Origin of the sequence: Blastomonas sp. (genome assembly GCF_046294995.1) — a bacterium.
Lineage (GTDB): Bacteria > Pseudomonadota > Alphaproteobacteria > Sphingomonadales > Sphingomonadaceae > Blastomonas.
In genome coordinates this window covers 849035-864644 of record NZ_JBKBOG010000001.1, presented here as the reverse complement: position 1 = coordinate 864644, position 15610 = coordinate 849035, and the positions used below count along the sequence as shown (strand labels likewise).

At 64.3% G+C, this 15610-nt stretch carries 17 protein-coding genes; 12 read left to right on the top strand and 5 right to left on the bottom strand.

Annotated elements, in window-relative coordinates; all coding sequences use genetic code 11:
- Positions 1 to 224: 224 nt before the first annotated feature.
- The 4 genes from hisS to ACK4R0_RS04000 all read left to right on the top strand — a co-directional run bounded on the left by hisS (position 225) and on the right by ACK4R0_RS04000 (position 4990).
- A complete protein-coding gene (gene hisS, locus ACK4R0_RS04015; RefSeq protein WP_409670505.1) occupies positions 225 to 1469 on the top strand; it encodes a histidine--tRNA ligase in 1245 nt (414 codons plus the stop codon).
- A gap of 322 nt (positions 1470 to 1791) precedes the next feature.
- The gene (gene prfA, locus ACK4R0_RS04010; protein ID WP_409670502.1) at positions 1792 to 2880 is read left to right on the top strand and encodes a peptide chain release factor 1; all 1089 of its coding nucleotides are present in this window, start codon (positions 1792 to 1794) and stop codon (positions 2878 to 2880) included.
- 112 nt (positions 2881 to 2992) lie between these two features.
- Complete coding sequence (prmC, locus tag ACK4R0_RS04005; RefSeq protein WP_409670499.1) at positions 2993 to 3838, top strand: peptide chain release factor N(5)-glutamine methyltransferase; 846 nt, start codon at positions 2993 to 2995, stop codon at positions 3836 to 3838.
- Between the two features lie 231 nt (positions 3839 to 4069).
- Positions 4070 to 4990 (top strand): DUF4167 domain-containing protein, encoded by a 921-nt coding sequence (locus ACK4R0_RS04000; RefSeq protein WP_409670496.1) that lies wholly within the window; start codon positions 4070 to 4072, stop codon positions 4988 to 4990.
- Between the two features lie 102 nt (positions 4991 to 5092).
- On the opposite strand, the gene ACK4R0_RS03995 is transcribed toward ACK4R0_RS04000, so the two are convergent.
- Positions 5093 to 5392 (bottom strand): DUF1153 domain-containing protein, encoded by a 300-nt coding sequence (locus ACK4R0_RS03995; protein WP_017670538.1) that lies wholly within the window; start codon positions 5390 to 5392, stop codon positions 5093 to 5095.
- Positions 5393 to 5399: 7 nt separating this feature from the next.
- Entirely contained in the window at positions 5400 to 5768 is a 369-nt protein-coding gene (locus ACK4R0_RS03990) for a hypothetical protein (protein WP_409670493.1), read from the bottom strand.
- A 190-nt stretch (positions 5769 to 5958) separates the two neighbouring features.
- On the opposite strand from ACK4R0_RS03990, the gene mnmA reads away from it, so the two are divergent.
- Positions 5959 to 7095 carry a tRNA 2-thiouridine(34) synthase MnmA gene (gene mnmA, locus ACK4R0_RS03985; protein WP_409670490.1) on the top strand — a complete coding sequence of 379 codons (1137 nt, stop codon included), beginning with the start codon at positions 5959 to 5961 and terminating at the stop codon, positions 7093 to 7095.
- 80 nt (positions 7096 to 7175) lie between these two features.
- On the top strand, positions 7176 to 8498 hold the full coding sequence (locus tag ACK4R0_RS03980; RefSeq protein ID WP_409670487.1) for an alginate export family protein: 1323 nt from the start codon (positions 7176 to 7178) through the stop codon (positions 8496 to 8498).
- 10 nt (positions 8499 to 8508) lie between these two features.
- On the opposite strand, the gene ACK4R0_RS03975 is transcribed toward ACK4R0_RS03980, so the two are convergent.
- On the bottom strand, positions 8509 to 8865 hold the full coding sequence (locus ACK4R0_RS03975) for a hypothetical protein (protein ID WP_409670484.1): 357 nt from the start codon (positions 8863 to 8865) through the stop codon (positions 8509 to 8511).
- 44 nt (positions 8866 to 8909) lie between these two features.
- Between ACK4R0_RS03975 and ACK4R0_RS03970 the strand changes: the two genes are divergently transcribed.
- Positions 8910 to 10028, top strand: coding sequence for a serine hydrolase domain-containing protein (locus ACK4R0_RS03970; protein WP_409670481.1), 1119 nt, complete (start codon positions 8910 to 8912; stop codon positions 10026 to 10028).
- 45 nt (positions 10029 to 10073) lie between these two features.
- Positions 10074 to 10637 (top strand): twin-arginine translocation pathway signal protein, encoded by a 564-nt coding sequence (locus tag ACK4R0_RS03965; RefSeq protein ID WP_409670478.1) that lies wholly within the window; start codon positions 10074 to 10076, stop codon positions 10635 to 10637.
- Positions 10638 to 10896: 259 nt separating this feature from the next.
- Here ACK4R0_RS03965 and ACK4R0_RS03960 read toward each other — a convergent pair whose 3' ends face one another.
- Both ACK4R0_RS03960 and pdxH read right to left on the bottom strand, forming a co-directional pair.
- Entirely contained in the window at positions 10897 to 11706 is an 810-nt protein-coding gene (locus ACK4R0_RS03960; protein WP_409670476.1) for a PhzF family phenazine biosynthesis protein, read from the bottom strand.
- A complete protein-coding gene (gene pdxH / locus ACK4R0_RS03955; RefSeq protein ID WP_409670473.1) occupies positions 11703 to 12281 on the bottom strand; it encodes a pyridoxamine 5'-phosphate oxidase in 579 nt (192 codons plus the stop codon). Before pdxH ends, ACK4R0_RS03960 begins: the two co-directional genes overlap by 4 nt.
- Positions 12282 to 12414: 133 nt before the next feature.
- Between pdxH and ACK4R0_RS03950 the strand changes: the two genes are divergently transcribed.
- The 4 genes from ACK4R0_RS03950 to fabI all read left to right on the top strand — a co-directional run bounded on the left by ACK4R0_RS03950 (position 12415) and on the right by fabI (position 15607).
- Complete coding sequence (locus tag ACK4R0_RS03950; protein WP_409670470.1) at positions 12415 to 12876, top strand: ABA4-like family protein; 462 nt, start codon at positions 12415 to 12417, stop codon at positions 12874 to 12876.
- A gap of 79 nt (positions 12877 to 12955) precedes the next feature.
- Complete coding sequence (locus ACK4R0_RS03945; protein ID WP_409670909.1) at positions 12956 to 13882, top strand: DnaJ C-terminal domain-containing protein; 927 nt, start codon at positions 12956 to 12958, stop codon at positions 13880 to 13882.
- 14 nt (positions 13883 to 13896) lie between these two features.
- Complete coding sequence (locus ACK4R0_RS03940; RefSeq protein WP_409670468.1) at positions 13897 to 14790, top strand: YihY/virulence factor BrkB family protein; 894 nt, start codon at positions 13897 to 13899, stop codon at positions 14788 to 14790.
- Between the two features lie 10 nt (positions 14791 to 14800).
- On the top strand, positions 14801 to 15607 hold the full coding sequence (fabI, locus tag ACK4R0_RS03935; RefSeq protein WP_409670465.1) for an enoyl-ACP reductase FabI: 807 nt from the start codon (positions 14801 to 14803) through the stop codon (positions 15605 to 15607).
- The last annotated feature ends 3 nt before the right edge of the window (positions 15608 to 15610 follow it).

Here is a 15610-nt window from a genome sequence, read left to right as displayed (position 1 = left end):
CTCTGTTCTCTAACAACCCCCCCCCGCTGGGGGTGGGGGCCGCCCGCTGGCCGGCGGGGGGGTTGCCCACGTCCGCTGGCGGGCGACACCCCTCCAGCGGACGTGGTCCCCCTCCCCTTGCAGGGGAGGATTTATGGCTATGATCGTCACCATAAGCCTCCGTCCCAAAAAAATGCACCCGTCCGTTTGGCGGAAATCGAAAAAGTCGCTAATGGCGGCAAAATATGGGCAAAATTACAACACCAGGCGCGATCCGCGGGACGCAGGACATCTTTGGGCAGGAGCAGGAGCAGTTCGGCCATGTCGTCGACACGTTCGACCGCGTGCGCCGCCTCTACAACTTCCGCCGCGTGGAAATGCCGGTGTTCGAGGCGACTGCCGTGTTCGCGCGTTCGCTGGGCGAGACGACCGACGTGGTGTCGAAGGAGATGTACTCGTTCGACGACAAGGGCGGCGATTCGCTGACACTGCGGCCCGAGTTCACTGCCGGGCTGGCGCGCGCCTACCTCACCAATGGCTGGCAGCAATATGCCCCGCTCAAGCTGGCCACCCACGGCCCGCTGTTCCGCTATGAACGCCCGCAAAAGGGCCGCTACCGTCAGTTTCACCAGATCGATGCCGAGATCATCGGGGCAGGCGAACCACAAGCAGACGTCGAACTGCTGGTGATGGCCGACCAGATCCTGCGCGAGCTTGGTATCACCGAGGGCGTGACGCTGCAGCTCAACACATTGGGCGATGCCGCCAGCCGCGATGCCTGGCGCGCCGCACTGATCGAGCATTTCCGAGCACATAGCGGCGATCTCTCGAAGGATTCTCAGGACCGGCTCGAGCGCAACCCGCTGCGCATCCTCGACAGCAAGGACCCGCAGGATCGCCCGATCGCCGACAGCGCGCCCGACATCGACGCGTATCTGACCGACGAGGCGGGCGCGTTCTTCGAGAGCGTGACCAGCGGTCTTGATGCGGCAGGAGTCGCCTGGACCCGCAACGCGCGATTGGTGCGCGGGCTCGATTACTATCGCCACACCGCATTCGAGTTCGTCACCGACCGGCTCGGCGCGCAGGGCACCGTGCTGGGCGGTGGCCGCTATGACGGGCTGATCGAAAACCTTGGCGGGCCGCACACACCTGCCGTCGGCTGGGCCGCGGGGATTGAGCGGCTGGCGATGTTGTGCGAGCTTTCGGAAACCGGCGGTCTCGATGTCATCATCGCGCTGGAGGACGACCGCGCGCTCGCCGAGGCAACTGCGGCGCAGGCAACTCTGCGCAATCACGGGATTTCCAGCGACATGATCGCGAGCGGATCGCCACGCAAGCGTTACGACAAAGCCGCAAAGATCAACGCCAAGGTGCTGATTTCCTTCCAGCATGATGGGGATGCGGCAAAGGCGAATATCAAGTCTGCGCCGGACAGCGAACTGCACCAGCGGATTGATGCCCTGCTGAACCAGGAAACCGCCAGGTGATACGGTCCATGCCGACCGCTACCTGCCCCCTAATGCTCCCCTGCGAAGGCAGGGGTCCATCACTTGCGCTTGCATCCGGCACCGCCTCCCGGAGATGGGCCCCTGCCTGCGCAGGGGACCGGGCGAGATTGCGCAACCTGAAGCCCTCCCCCTCGATGGGGGAGGGTTGGGTGGGGGTGATCTCTCCGGATTGCGCCGCCGCACCAGCCCGGACCATCACCCTCACCGCTGCGACTAGGCAGCAAGCTGCCAAGTCTCGCTGCCTCTCCCATCAAGGGAGAGGCGAAACAGGTTCGAGCTTTCACGCAATCGAGCGCCGTCCATGACCCGAATCTCGCCCGAACGCATCGCGCAGATCGAGGCGCGCTATCAGGAGCTGCAGGCGCGCATGGCGTCGGGGGCGCTCGATGGCGAGGCGTTCGTGCGCACCTCGAAGGACTATGCCGAGCTCGAGCCCGTCGCGCGTGCTGCTGGCGAAGTGCGACGGCTGCGCGCCGAGCTCGAGGTGCTTCAGGGGCTGATCGCCGCGCCCGAGTCCGAGCCCGAGATCATCGAGATGGCCGCCGAGGAAGCGCAGGACCTGCGCGAGCGCCTGCCCGCTGCCGAACAGCAGCTCGCCATCCAGCTGCTGCCGCGCGACAGCGCCGACATGCGCCCGGCGATGCTCGAAATCCGCGCTGGCACCGGCGGCGATGAAGCCGCATTGTTCGCGGGCGATCTGTTGCGGATGTACACGCGCTTTGCCGAGGAACAGGGCTGGAAGATCGAAATCATGTCGGCGAGTTCGTCCGACGTCGGTGGCTTCAAGGAAGTCATCGCCTCGGTCAACGGCGCGGGCGTGTTCGCCAAGCTGAAGTACGAAAGCGGCGTCCACCGCGTCCAGCGCGTCCCGGTCACCGAAAGCGGCGGGCGGATCCACACCTCGGCCGCCACCGTCGCGGTGCTGCTCGAGCCCGAGGCGGTCGATATCCAGATCAACGACAACGACCTGCGGATCGACGTTTATCGGGCCTCGGGGTCGGGCGGGCAGCACGTCAACACCACCGACAGCGCGGTGCGGATCACCCACCTGCCCTCGGGCCTCGTCGTGACCCAGCAGGACGAGAAATCGCAGCACAAGAACAAGGCCAAGGCATTGAAGGTGCTGGGCGCGCGGTTGTACGAACTCGAGCGCAGCAAAGCCGCCGCCAGCGAAGCCGATGCGCGCAAATCGATGGTCGGTTCCGGCGACCGTTCCGAACGCATCCGCACCTACAACTTTCCGCAGGGCCGCGTCACCGATCATCGCATCAACCTGACCCTGCACCGGCTCGAGGAAATCCTGGCGGGCGCAGGCCTGAGCGAGTTGATCGACGCGCTCACCGCGCAGGACCAGGCGAGCAGGCTTGCGAACATGGAAATGGCGGGGTGATGGCCTTGGTGCGTGAACCAAACCCCGTTTTCCGGCGAAAGCCGGAATCCAGGGGCGATGTTGTGCCATACGACTCCTGGGCTCCGGCTTGCGCCGGAGAACAGCAAAGTTTGTGACGGTCAGCCAAGCGCTGCGCGAGGCGGCGGACAATCTGGCGAAGGTCTCCGACACCCCCCGGCTCGATGCCGAACTGCTGATGGCAGAGGCAATCGGCATCACCCGCAGCACGCTGTTGCTGAACCATATGCGCGACGACGTCCCGCCCGCTTTCGCCGCGCTCCTCGCCCGCCGCCTCGATCACGAACCCATTGCCTATATCACCGGACGCCAGGACTTCTGGACTCTGACGCTCAGGGTGTCACCCGCCGTGCTGATCCCCCGCAGCGACAGCGAGACGTTGATCGAGGCGGCGATCGAGGCGCTGGCGGCTCGCCCTCCCCAGCGTATCCTCGATCTCGGCACCGGATCGGGGGCGCTTTTGCTCGCGGCGCTGGCACAATGGCCCGATGCGCAAGGCACTGGCATCGATGCAAGCGATGCAGCGCTGGCTATCGCCCGCATCAACGCCGCCGAACTGGGCTTCGGCGAGCGCGTCCGCATGCTGCATGGCGATTGGCGGCGGCCGGGTTGGAGGGAAACGCTGCCCGGCGCGTTCGATCTGATCCTGTGCAACCCGCCCTATGTCGAAACCGATGCCGCGCTCGCTCCGCAGGTGAAGGAGCACGAACCGCACAGCGCGCTGTTTGCAGGCACCGATGGCCTCGACGATTATCGCATCCTCACCCCGCAGCTGGCACCTTTGCTCGCGCCCGGCGGCATCGCCATCTTCGAGATCGGCGCGAGCCAGCGTGCGGCAGTCTCTGCCCTCGCCGCTGCCAGCGATTTCGAGGTGCGGTGCCGGCAGGATCTCGCCGGGCATGACCGCGCAGTGATATTGCGTCCTGGCGCTGCCGCTTGATATTTCGCTTGGCAAGGCATGGTCGAGCGGCTACCACCGATACAGCAAGGCAGGTGACGTTGGCAGTTGGCCCGTCACGCTTGCTGACCCCATCATCTATTAGGGCAGCTTATCAAGGCCACTCAAAGCAGATGAAAGGCTTGGGACGCGCCGCGCACCTCCAAGGTGTCGGACTGCACGGGCGCGCAGAGGACACGCAGGCAATTTGCGACTGATAAGGAAGCGTCTAAATTGAACAACAATCGTGGAACGAGCCGTCGTCGCGGCCGTGGCAATAATCGTCCGCAGCCCACTGGCCGCAGCGGCGGCATGGATCAGGGCAACCGGATCGACAGCAGGGCGCGTGGCAATGCCACCCAGATGCTCGAGAAATACAAGAAAATGGCGCACGACGCGCAGATGAACGGCGACCGCGTGGCCACCGAATATTATCTGCAGTTTGCCGATCACTATTTCCGTGTGCTCGCCGACAACCGCGCCCGGCAGGACGAGCATCGCCGTCCGCGCGAGGACCAGAACCGCGACAACGGCAGCGATTACGCCGATGACGATGATGACAACAACGGCTATTCCGGCAACCAGGGCAATTCCCAGCGCGGCTATACCTCGTCGCTCGATCAGGCCGACGAACAGAGCCGCAATGGCAACGGCAACGGCCAGGATGACGACCGCGACGAAGGCGACGACGACAACCGCGGCAACGGACGTCCGAGCAATCGCCAGAACGAAGGTCGCCAGAACGATAGCCGCCAGGGCGAAGGTCGCACCAACGACAATCGCCGCGAACGGCGCCCGCGCGACGACCGGTCGGACAACCGCGACGGCAACCGCGAGTCGAACCGTGGCGATCGTGGCCCTCGCCCGCAGCCGCGCGAAGAGGCAACCTCGGCACCTGCACCTGCTACCTCGGCCGAAGCTGAGCAGCCGGCGGCTCCCCGCCGAGGCCGTGGTCGTCCGCCGCGCGCCGCAGATGCAGGCGAAGGCAATGGCCTCGATCCGATGATCCTGCCTCCTGCCATCGGCATCGCGCCGGAGGCGGCGCCCGCCGATCCCGAAGCCGAAGCACCCAAGCCCAAAGCCAAGCGCAAGGCAGCGCCGCGCCGCAAGGCCGCAGAATCGGGCGATGTCGAAGCTGCCGCGGCCGACAGCTGAAGGCGCGGATAGCCCGCTTTCTTGCGAGATAAAATCTGACGAAAAAGGGGTGCGATCCGATATGGATCGCACCCCTTTTTCATTGCGCCATCTTGGCTGGCGTCAGTAGCGTTGCTGCCGCTCGTAAAGGTCGCGGTAATGCTGGATGCGCGTAACGCGAAGCCCGGGCATGCCCGACCGATCGACCGCGCGCTGCCACGAGGCGAACTCTTCCAGCGTCAGGTCATAACGCTCGCACACCTCGTCGATGGTCAGCAGCCCGCCGTTCACGGCAGCCACGACCTCGGCCTTGCGACGAACCACCCAGCGCTTGGTGCCGGGGGCTGGCAGATTGTCCAGCGTCAAAGGTTCGCCCAGCGGTCCGATGACCTGTGCTGGCTTTATTTTCTGATTCTCGATCATCATGTCCTCAAAAGGCCTGATTTGTTTCAATGTGTGCGTGTGAACGGAGTAACCGAGCCGCTTTGCGATTGACTGAAGCAGAAAGGTAAACGCGATTTTCATCTTGCTGTTCCGCTACGCCCAACCGGTCGAGTGCAGCGGCAAAACGCGGATTGAAGCTCCCCCGCGCGACGTGGTCGGCACGACCTGAGCCGGCAAACAGCGCCAGCATCGCATGGTCGCCCCCGTGCAGTGTTGCGCTGGCCAGCCGAGCTCGCCGCAGCGCCATCACCGGCGAAAAAGCCAGGACGCGCAGAATATCCATGTCCAGCTGGCGCAGGTTGATCGCCGTGCTTGAGGCCGGGAAAGGAATGTCGTGGGGGAAGCTCATCTCCATGCTGCTCGGTCTACCGACCAATCCGTAAGAGCAGGTAAAAGCTGCCTTCATTGCTGATTAGCCTTGGTTAATTCGGTATGACCAAGCGGGTTGGGGTGGCGGTTTTCCGCCATTTCTGCGCTTTGCAAGGGCGGCAAAATATTGCCGGTCCGGGGTGGCAGAAAGCTGCCGCCAGCGCTACATGAGGGCGATGCAACCCCACCCCGCCCCCGATTTCCAGCTGAATGGCGACATGAAGGCGCGGCGAATCGTCGTGGCGATGTCCGGCGGTGTCGATTCGTCGGTGGTGGCAGGGCTGGCAGCGGCGACCGGTGCTGAAACCATCGGCATTACCCTGCAGCTTTATGACCACGGATCGGCGGTCAAGCGCGCCGGATCGTGCTGTGCGGGGCAGGATATCCGCGATGCGCGCGCTGTCGCCGACCGGCTGGGCATTTCGCATTACGTGTTCGATCATGAAAGCCGTTTTCGTGAGTCCGTGGTCGAGCGGTTCGCCGATGAATATATGGCCGGGCGCACCCCGATTCCGTGCATCCAGTGCAACATGGGCGTGAAGTTCACCGATCTTTTGCAGATGGCACGCGACCTGGGTGCAGATTGCCTGGCGACCGGCCATTATGTTCGCCGCGTGTTGGGCGATGACGGGCAGTCGGAACTCCACCGCGCGCACGATCCCGCGCGCGACCAGAGCTATTTCCTGTTCGCCACCACCGATAAGCAGATGGATTTCCTGCGTTTCCCGCTGGGCGATCTGCCCAAGCCGCAGGTCCGCGCGCTGGCGCAGCAAATGGGGCTGATCAATGCCGCCAAGCCCGACAGCCAGGATATCTGCTTCGTCCCCGATGGCGATTATGCCTCGGTCGTGCGCAAGATCCGCCCCGATGCCGATACCGGCGGCGCGATCGTGCATATCGATGGCCGGGTGCTGGGCGAGCACAAGGGGCTGATCCATTACACCATCGGCCAGCGCAAGGGGCTCGAGATCGGCGGACAGCCCGAGCCGCTCTATGTCGTGAAGATCGACGCCGCCACGCGCCGGGTCATCGTCGGGCCGCGCGAGGCGCTGGCGACACGCGCCGCGCTGGTGACCGACCTCAACTGGATCGGCGGCGCATATGAAGGCCCGGTCGAGGTCAAGGTCCGGTCGCTCGCCAAGCCCGCGCCGGCGCGGATCGAGGGCAGCGGCGCGGACCGTCGGCTGGTGTTCCTGCAGCCCGAATATGGCGTCGCGCCTGGCCAGGCCGCGGTGCTGTATGCAGGCAGCCGCGTGCTCGGCGGCGGCTGGATCGCGAGCACCGAGCCGGTCGAGCCTGCGCTGGCCGCCTGAACGGTTCGCCCTCAACAATGCGCGCCAATTGGTTTATTCCCTCTGCGGGGGAAACATCTGTGCGCGCGTTTGCAATCCTGATGGCGACTACGACGGCAGCGGCGGCGGCACTGGCAAGCGCGACGCCCGCATGCGCGCAGCAAGCGCAAGAGGATGGCCTCTCGCTTTCGGGAACCCTCCGCCTGCGCTATGAGCTGCTCGAGGGGCAATATCGCCCCGCCCTGCCGCCGCGCGACGATGCCGTCACCGTGCAGACGGCGGTTGCCGTCGATTATCGCAGCGGGCCATGGCACCTTGCCGCCGAACTGATCGATGCGCGCGGCTATCTTATCGATGCGCCAGGCGCGGCGGGTACCAGCGAGGTCAACGCGCTCGAGCTCAGCCGCGCCTCGATCGGCTTTTCCGACGGCCCGGTCGAACTAACCGCAGGTCGGCTGCATCTCAACCTGGGCTCGCGCCGGCTCTCTGCGCGCAATGCTTTTCGCAACACCATCAACAGCTTCACCGGGCTCAGGCTGGTTTGGCAAGGCGACGACGGCGGCACGCTCACCGCTTTTTATACCCTTCCGCATACCAGATTGCCAAACGATCGCGAGGGGATCAGCGCCAATCGCGTGCGCTGGGATCGCGAGAGCTTCGACCTCGCTTTTTGGGGTGCGCACTATTCCAGGCCCGATCTGTTCGGCGGCGTCACGTTGCAGGCCAACCTCTTCGGACTGAACGAACGCGATGGCGCAAACGGCCCCAACCGCAACCGACAGCTGTTGACCGCAGGCGCAAGGCTCCATCGCGCGCCTGCGGCCGGCGCGTGGGATATCGACATGGAGGGCGCGGTGCAGACCGGCACGATCCGCCAGACGGCGGCGCCCGGCGCGCCTCGGCAGGACGTAAGAGCATTTTTCGCGCACGCCGAACTCGGCTACACTGCGGAACTTCCGGGCAAACCGCGGGTCTCGCTGCTGTTCGACATCGCCAGCGGAGACGATCCGCGCAGCGAGAAATTCACGCGTTTCGACACGCTTTTCGGCGCCCGTCGATGGGAGTTCGGGCCGAGCGGTATCTTTGGCGCACTGGCGCGGACCAACGTGCTTGCGCCCGGACTGCGGTTCGAAGCGGAGCCCGCCGTGCGCTGGGATGTGATGGCGTTGTGGCGTCCCGCCTGGGTGCACAGCCGCCGCGACCGGTTCAGCAACAATGGGCCGGCAGACCCGTCGGGACTCTCGGGCCGGTTTGCCGGGCACATGGCCGAGGTGCGGCTGGGCCACTGGCTGATCGACAAGAAGCTCCGGCTGGAGGCCGGCACCGCGCTGATGACCAGTGGCATGCTGCTCGAGAGTGCCCCCAACGCGTCTGGTTTTGGCGATACGCGCTATGCATATGGCCAGATGACGGTGAATTTCTGACCTTTGCCGGTCAGCGCGCCGCCTCGCGCTCCTGTTCGGTCATCAGCACGCAACCCCAGCCCGTGCGGTATTCGGCGCTTTCACTCGCCAGCAACGGGACGGTCGCGTCGATGCGCTTGGTATCGGCGGCTTCGCTGAGGCTGACGATCTCCATCCCTGGCTCCAGGTCCTTCTCGCAATCGCCAAGCTCGCGCCCGCCGATATAGCGGCACGAGCAAACCACCCGCGCCGAATAGGCTGCCCCGGTCTGGCTATAGGCGCGCATCGCAGGCAGCGCGTATGCAATCCCGGCGATCAGCAGGACCACCAGCACCAGCAGCACCCATTTCACCTTGCCGCCGCTGCCCCGGCCGTACATCGCGCTCATATTTCGAGTTGCCATTGGTTCCCGCCTGCTTGATGGATGCTGGCATGAAGCACCGCATCCTCATGGCCCTTGCCGCAACCGGCATCATCACCGCAACCGCCTTTAGCCTCAATGGCGTCGAGAGCAAGGCGGCAGACACCGGCGAAGCGATGATCGCAGAGGTCCCCGGCGTGTCGACCGCATCGCTTAATGCCGAGATCGACCGGCTGTTTGCCGAAGACGAGATGGCAGAAACGCGCGCCCTGCTGATCCTGCGCGGCGGCGAGATCGTCGCGGAGCGCTATGCGCCTGGCTATGACCGGAACACGCGGTTCATCAGCTGGTCGATGGCCAAGAGCGTTACCGCGGTGCTGGTCGGCCTGATGGTCGCCGATGGCCGGCTGGCGCTCGATGCCCCTGCCCCGGTCCCCGACTGGAAGCGCCCCGGTGACCCGCGTGGCGCGATCACGCTGCGCCATCTGCTGCACATGGCATCGGGCCTGCAGCATACCGAGTCGGGCGATCCGCCGTATGAATCGGATGAGGTGCGAATGCTGTTCCTCGACGGGCGCGACGATATGGTGCGCTATGCCGCGAGCCAGCCGCTCGAGGCCGAGCCGGGATCGAAGTTCGAATATTCGACCAACACCACCGTGATCCTGGCCGATATCATCACCCGCCAGCTGACCGACAGCAAGGACCCCGAGGTTCGCCGCCGTGCGATGCTCGATTACATGCGCGGGCGGCTGTTCGAGCCACTGGGGATCACCTCAATGGTGCCTGAATTCGATGCATCGGGCACGATGATCGGCGGGTCGATCATCCAGGCCAATGCGCGCGACTGGGCAAAATTCGGCGAGTTCCTGCGCAACAAGGGATCGATCGCCGGCAACCAGTTCCTGACGCGCGGCTGGGTCGATTTCATGATGACGAGTTCGCCCAATGATCCGGCCTATGGCGGACACATCTGGCTCAACAAGCCGCGGCCTTCGGGGCGTAAGATTCTCTATCCCGATCTGCTGCCCGGCGATGTCTTCGCAGCGCAGGGGCATCTGGGCCAGTTCATCATCGTCAGCCCCAGCCAGAAACTCACCATCGTGCGGCTGGGCAAGACGCAGGATAACGAGCTCGACCCGGTGCGCGAGCAGCTGGGCAGGATCGCAGTCCTTTTTCCGCGGAGTTAGCTTTGGGGGGCAGAAGGAATGAGGACGACGATTGCAAGTTCGATTGTGTTGGCAACGATGGCGGTGACCGGCGCCAATCCGGCATTGGCCCAGGCCTCGCGCGAAGCTGAAGCCAGACCGTCCTTCGTACCTGCCGACTTTGATGTTCCGACGCTGGTGGAAACGCCGGGTTTCAAGCTCGTCCCGCTGGGACCCGAGCTCGTCGACATCGATTTCGCCGCCTATATGTCGTCGATCGAGCACCTGCAGCAGACATTCACCCGCTCGACCGACTGGCCGCACAAGGATGTCTCTGCCGCCGATGCGATGAAGGACATGCAGACCGAACAGGCACGGTTCGAGCGCCGAACGTCGTTCGCCTATGCGGTGCTGACCCCAGACGGCAAGCGCGAGCGCGGCTGTGTCTATGTCTATCCCAGCGAGGTTCCCGGCTATGATGCGGTGGTGACGATGTGGGTCACGAAAGCGGAGCATGACGCTGGCTTCGACGCCGAGCTCTATGCCTGGGCGAAGGACTGGGTCGCCAAGGAATGGCCGTTTGCCAAGGTCGCGTACCCGGGGCGGAGCATCGCGTGGGCGGACTGGGATGCGATGGTGGCGGCGAAATAGGCTTGGGCTGAAAACAAGCTCTCTCCCCTCCCGCCTGCGGGATCACTTCAGAAGCCCTCCCCCTTGATGGGGGAGGGTTTGGGTGGGGGTGATCTCTCCGGATTGTAGGGCCGTTCGACACCGCACCGTCATCTCCCAGCCGCACCATCACCCTCACCGCTGCGACTAAGGCAGCAAGCTGCCAAGTCTCGCTGCCTCCCCCATCAAGGGAGAGGCAGGAGGGGCCCCTCCCGCCTGCAGGAGGGGAGAGGCATGTCGCTCACCGCAGCCGGAACGTCCCCGTCACCACGGTCACGCAAGCCCCGCCCAGCACCGCGCGGTCGGCATCGAGCGTGCAGTGCAGCATCCCGCCGCGCTTGCTCGCCTGGAACGCGGTGAAGCTGTCGCGACCAAGGCGTGCCGCCCAGAACGGCGTCAGCACCGCGTGCGCCGATCCGGTGACGCTGTCCTCGTCCACCCCTGCCCCCGGCACGAACACCCGGCTGACGACATCGGTGTGCTTGCCCGGCGCGGTGCAGATGAATTGGTGATCGCCCAGCGCCGCAAGCGCCTTCATGTCGGGCGTCAGCGCAAGCACGTCATCGGCCGAATCGAACAACAGCACGTGATAGTCGCCGGGATAGCCATGGTATTCCGCCGGAAGCGCGCCGAGCGCCGCCGTCCAATCGGGCAACGGCGCAGGTGATGGCGCATAAGCGGGCAGCGACAGTGCCAGCCGGTCACCATCGCGCGACACCACCAATATGCCGGCCTTGCGGGTCGCAAAGCGCACCCTATCCCCCGCGAATCCGTTCTCGAGCACATAATGCCCCGCCGCCAGCGTCGCATGACCGCACAGCGCGATTTCGACCGCAGGGGTGAACCAGCGCAGTTCGTAATCGGCCTCGGCGCTGTCCGACGCTGCTATGAATGCGGTCTCGGCAAAGTTGTTTTCCTCGCCGATCGCCTGCAACACGTCGTCGTCCAACCAGGTATCGAGCGACATGACCGCGGCCTGGTTGCCGGTGAACGGCCGGTCGGCAAACGCGTCGATATGACAATAAGGCAAGGTTTCAGGCAGTTCGCTCATGGGTACAGCAGTCCTTCGTCCCAGCCGGTGTCGGTGCGGGTGAAAACGCGGCGGTGGTGCAGGCGGTGGTCGCGATCTTCCCAGAACTCGATCCGCTGCGGGGTAACGCGGAAACCTGACCAGTGCGGCGGGCGTGGCACGTCGCTTTCGGCGAACCGGGCTTCGACTTCGGCGAAACGCTGCTCGAAGATCGCACGCTCGGGCAACGGCCGCGACTGGTCCGATGCCCAGGCGCCAAGCTGCGAATCGCGCGAGCGGGTCGCGAAATAGGCATCCGCCGTCGCATCGTCGACCGGGGTCACCGGCCCTTCGATGCGGATCTGGCGGCGCAGCGACTTCCAATGAAACAGCAATGCGGCATTGGGGTTGGCGAGCAGTTCGCCGCCCTTGCGGCCTTCGTAGTTGGTGTAGAAGATGAATCCGTCCGGGCCATGCCCCTTCAACAGCACCATTCGCACCGAGGGATGCCCCTGGGCATCGGCGGTTGCCAGCGCCATCGCGTTGCTGTCGTTGATCTCGGTTTCGCGCGCGCGGCGGAACCAGTCGTCGAACAGCTTGAAGGGATCGTCTGCCATAAGTGTCTGGTCCTCAAGCAGCCGGTTTCATTGACTGCCTTAATCGGATAAGACAGCACGCCCGGCGTCGCTGCGTCTTAGCGCGCAACAGCCCGGCGATGAACAGGATTTTGCAAAAGGGGCATTTGCCAGGATGTGGGAGCAGATTTTCGGGGCCGCCAATCTGCTGGCGATGCTTGCATGGACCGTGCTCATCCTGGCTCCCCGGCGCGAGATCGTCATGCGCGGGCTGTTCTTCGGCCCCGTGCTGATCTTCGCACTGGGCTATGCCACCGGTCTGGCCCTGGTGCTGACAGGAGTGGTGCCGACCGATAGCGGGGCGGATTTCTCGACCATCGAAGGCGTGCGCAGCATCTTTTCGAGCGACGCCGGGGTGACCATCGGCTGGGTGCATTACCTGACCTTCGACCTGTTCGTAGGGCTATGGATCGCGCGCAATGCCGATGCGCACGGGCTGGATGGCCTGAAAGGACGGCTGATCCAGGCGCCGATCCTGTTTTTCACCTTCGCCGCCGGACCGTTCGGGCTGGCCTTGTATCTGGGCATGCGCGGATTTTTCCTGCGCGGACGCTCCAATCATCTGATACCGGCTTGAAATATGCCCTGCCCCAACCCCAGATATTGTTGTAAATCGGCAACAATGGACTTTCTCACCAACGATGGCGACCACATTCATGGCTGATCCCTATGCAATCCTCGGCGTGTCCAAAGGCGCGAGCGAAAAGGACATCAAGAGCGCATACCGCAAGCTCGCCAAGGAACTGCACCCCGATTACAACAAGGATAATGCAGAGGCCGCAGCGCGCTTTTCCGAAGTGACGCGCGCCTATGACCTGCTCTCGGACAAGGACAAGCGTGCGCGGTTCGACCGCGGCGAGATCGATATCGACGGCAACCCGGCCGCACCCTTCGGCTTTGGCGGCGGCGGCGGTTATCGTCAGCAGGGCCGCGCAAACGAGAACGCAGGCTTTTCGGGCTTCGGCAACGACGGCGTCGATTTTGCCGACATCTTCGACGGGCTTTTCGGTGGCCTCGGCGGCGGCGCCACCTATCGCGGCGCGGGCCGCAGCACCGCGCCCAAGGGCGCCAACGTCGCCTACAAGCTGGCGGTCGATTTCACCGATGCCGCCGCGCTCAAGCCGCAGCGGATCACGCTGGCCGATGGCAAGACCATCGATCTCAAACTGCCCAATGGCGTCGAGAGCGGCACCAATATGCGGCTGACCGGCAAAGGCCAGCCCGGCCCCGGCGGCGCGGGCGATGGCATCGTGACGATCGAGGTGCGCCCCCACCGCTTTTTCCGCCGCGATGGCGACAATGTGCGGCTCGACCTGCCGATCTCGCTCAAGGAAGCGGTGGCAGGCGGCGAGGTGCGGGTTCCTACGGTCGATGGCGCGGTGATGATGAAAATCAAGCCGGGCAGCCAATCGGGCCAGCAGATGCGGCTCAAGGGCAAGGGCTTCCACGGCAAGACCGGGGTGCGCGGCGACCAGATCATAGAACTGCAGATCCGCCTGCCCGAGGGCGGCGATTCAGCGCTCAGCCAGTTCGTCGAGAGCTGGCAGGCGGATTATGATCCGCGCAGCCGACTGACGGCTTGAGCCGACTGCAGGGAATGTCGCGCATCGATCTGCTGAAGCCGAAGAATTTCTGGCAAACCTACGCAAAGTCGAAGGCGATCGTCATAGAGGTTGCGGGCAACGTGTTCGTGCATGGCGGAGTGGTTGCCGGCAATTTCGCCTATCTGGCGCTGCTGACGATCTTCCCGTTCTTCATCGTCGCAGCCGCGCTGGGCGGGGTGTTCGGCCGCAGCGAATATGGGCAAGAGGCGGTCAACGCGTTTCTGGCTGCGGTTCCGCCCAGCACCGCGGCGGTCATCGCGGCGCCGATGGAATCGGCGATGACCGCGCGCACCGGGCCGCTGTTGTGGCTGGCGGTCATCGTCGGGCTTTGGACCACCGGTAGCCTGATCGAAACAATTCGCGCGCTCATCCGCCGTGCTTATGGCGCGACGTCGGACAAGCCGTTCTGGCGCTACCGGCTGGGATCGGTGGCGCTGATCATCGTCGCGGTGATCGCGACGATGCTGGCGCTCAGCATGCAAGTGGTGCTGGTCGGCGCGGCCGAGGTGATTGCCGCCAGCTTCCTGTTTCCCGACGATGCGCTGTCACTCGTCGCCTTCAGCCAGCTTTTCACCTTCCTCGTGCTGCTCGGGATGCTGTATCTCATCTTCGGGATGCTGACCCCCACGGTGTATCGCCGTGCGCGGCATCCGATCTGGCCGGGCCCGCTGTTCATCAGCATCTGGTGGATGGTCAGCCTGTCGGCCCTGCCGTTCTTTCTGAGCAATTTCGCCAATTACGATCTGACCTATGGCAGCCTGGCAGGGGTGATGGTTAGCCTCATTTTCTTCTTTCTCATCGGGCTTGCTATGGTAATCGGGGCCGAACTGAACGCGGCCATCGCCCGTGCGCGCGGCGGCGTGCCGCAGAACACAGCAATTGAATAAGGATACATCCATGAACGGTTTGATGCAGGGCAAACGCGGACTGATCATGGGGCTGGCCAACAACAAGTCGCTCGCCTGGGGCATCGCGCAGCAGCTTGCCGCCCAGGGCGCAGAGCTAGCCTTCTCCTATCAGGGCGAGGCGCTGGGCAAGCGCGTCAAGCCGCTCGCCGCCGAGCTCGGCAGCGATTTCACCTTCGAATGCGATGTCTCGGACATGGACGCGCTCGACGGCGCATTCGCCACGCTGGCGACACGCTGGCCGACGATCGATTTCGTCGTCCACGCGATCGGTTTTTCGGACAAGAACGAGCTGCGCGGTCACTATGTCGACACCAGCCTCGAGAACTTCCTGATGACGATGAACATCTCGGCCTATTCACTCGTCGCAGTTGCCAAGCGCGCCCGTGCGATGATGCCAAACGGCGGATCGATCGTGACCTTGAGCTATTATGGCGCTGAAAAGGTCATCCCGCACTACAACGTGATGGGCGTCGCCAAGGCCGCGCTCGAGGCGAGCGTGAAGTATCTCGCAAACGATCTGGGACCGGAAAACATCCGGGTCAATGCGATCTCCGCCGGCCCGATCAAGACGCTGGCCGCCAGCGGCATCGGCGACTTCCGCTACATCCTCAAATGGAACGAATACAACGCACCGATGCGCCGCAACGTCACCATCGACGATGTCGGCGGTGCAGGGCTCTATCTGTGCTCGCACCTGTCGTCGGGCGTCACCGGCGAGACGCACCATGTCGATGCAGGCTATCACGTCGTCGGGATGAAGCAGGAAGACGCCCCGGACATCGCGCTGGATCAGTGAAGC

Excerpts from the sequence above, each read along its gene's own strand:
- hisS (WP_409670505.1), top strand. The coding sequence starts at position 225 with ATGGGCAAAATTACAACACCAGGCGCGATCCGCGGGACGCAGGACATC.
- prfA (WP_409670502.1), top strand. The coding sequence starts at position 1,792 with ATGACCCGAATCTCGCCCGAACGCATCGCGCAGATCGAGGCGCGCTAT.
- ACK4R0_RS03995 (WP_017670538.1), bottom strand. The coding sequence starts at position 5,392 with ATGATCGAGAATCAGAAAATAAAGCCAGCACAGGTCATCGGACCGCTG.
- ACK4R0_RS03990 (WP_409670493.1), bottom strand. The coding sequence starts at position 5,768 with ATGGAGATGAGCTTCCCCCACGACATTCCTTTCCCGGCCTCAAGCACG.
- mnmA (WP_409670490.1), top strand. The coding sequence starts at position 5,959 with ATGCAACCCCACCCCGCCCCCGATTTCCAGCTGAATGGCGACATGAAG.
- ACK4R0_RS03980 (WP_409670487.1), top strand. The coding sequence starts at position 7,176 with ATGGCGACTACGACGGCAGCGGCGGCGGCACTGGCAAGCGCGACGCCC.
- ACK4R0_RS03975 (WP_409670484.1), bottom strand. The coding sequence starts at position 8,865 with ATGAGCGCGATGTACGGCCGGGGCAGCGGCGGCAAGGTGAAATGGGTG.
- ACK4R0_RS03970 (WP_409670481.1), top strand. The coding sequence starts at position 8,910 with ATGAAGCACCGCATCCTCATGGCCCTTGCCGCAACCGGCATCATCACC.
- ACK4R0_RS03960 (WP_409670476.1), bottom strand. The coding sequence starts at position 11,706 with ATGAGCGAACTGCCTGAAACCTTGCCTTATTGTCATATCGACGCGTTT.
- pdxH (WP_409670473.1), bottom strand. The coding sequence starts at position 12,281 with ATGGCAGACGATCCCTTCAAGCTGTTCGACGACTGGTTCCGCCGCGCG.
- ACK4R0_RS03950 (WP_409670470.1), top strand. The coding sequence starts at position 12,415 with ATGTGGGAGCAGATTTTCGGGGCCGCCAATCTGCTGGCGATGCTTGCA.
- ACK4R0_RS03945 (WP_409670909.1), top strand. The coding sequence starts at position 12,956 with ATGGCTGATCCCTATGCAATCCTCGGCGTGTCCAAAGGCGCGAGCGAA.
- ACK4R0_RS03940 (WP_409670468.1), top strand. The coding sequence starts at position 13,897 with ATGTCGCGCATCGATCTGCTGAAGCCGAAGAATTTCTGGCAAACCTAC.
- fabI (WP_409670465.1), top strand. The coding sequence starts at position 14,801 with ATGAACGGTTTGATGCAGGGCAAACGCGGACTGATCATGGGGCTGGCC.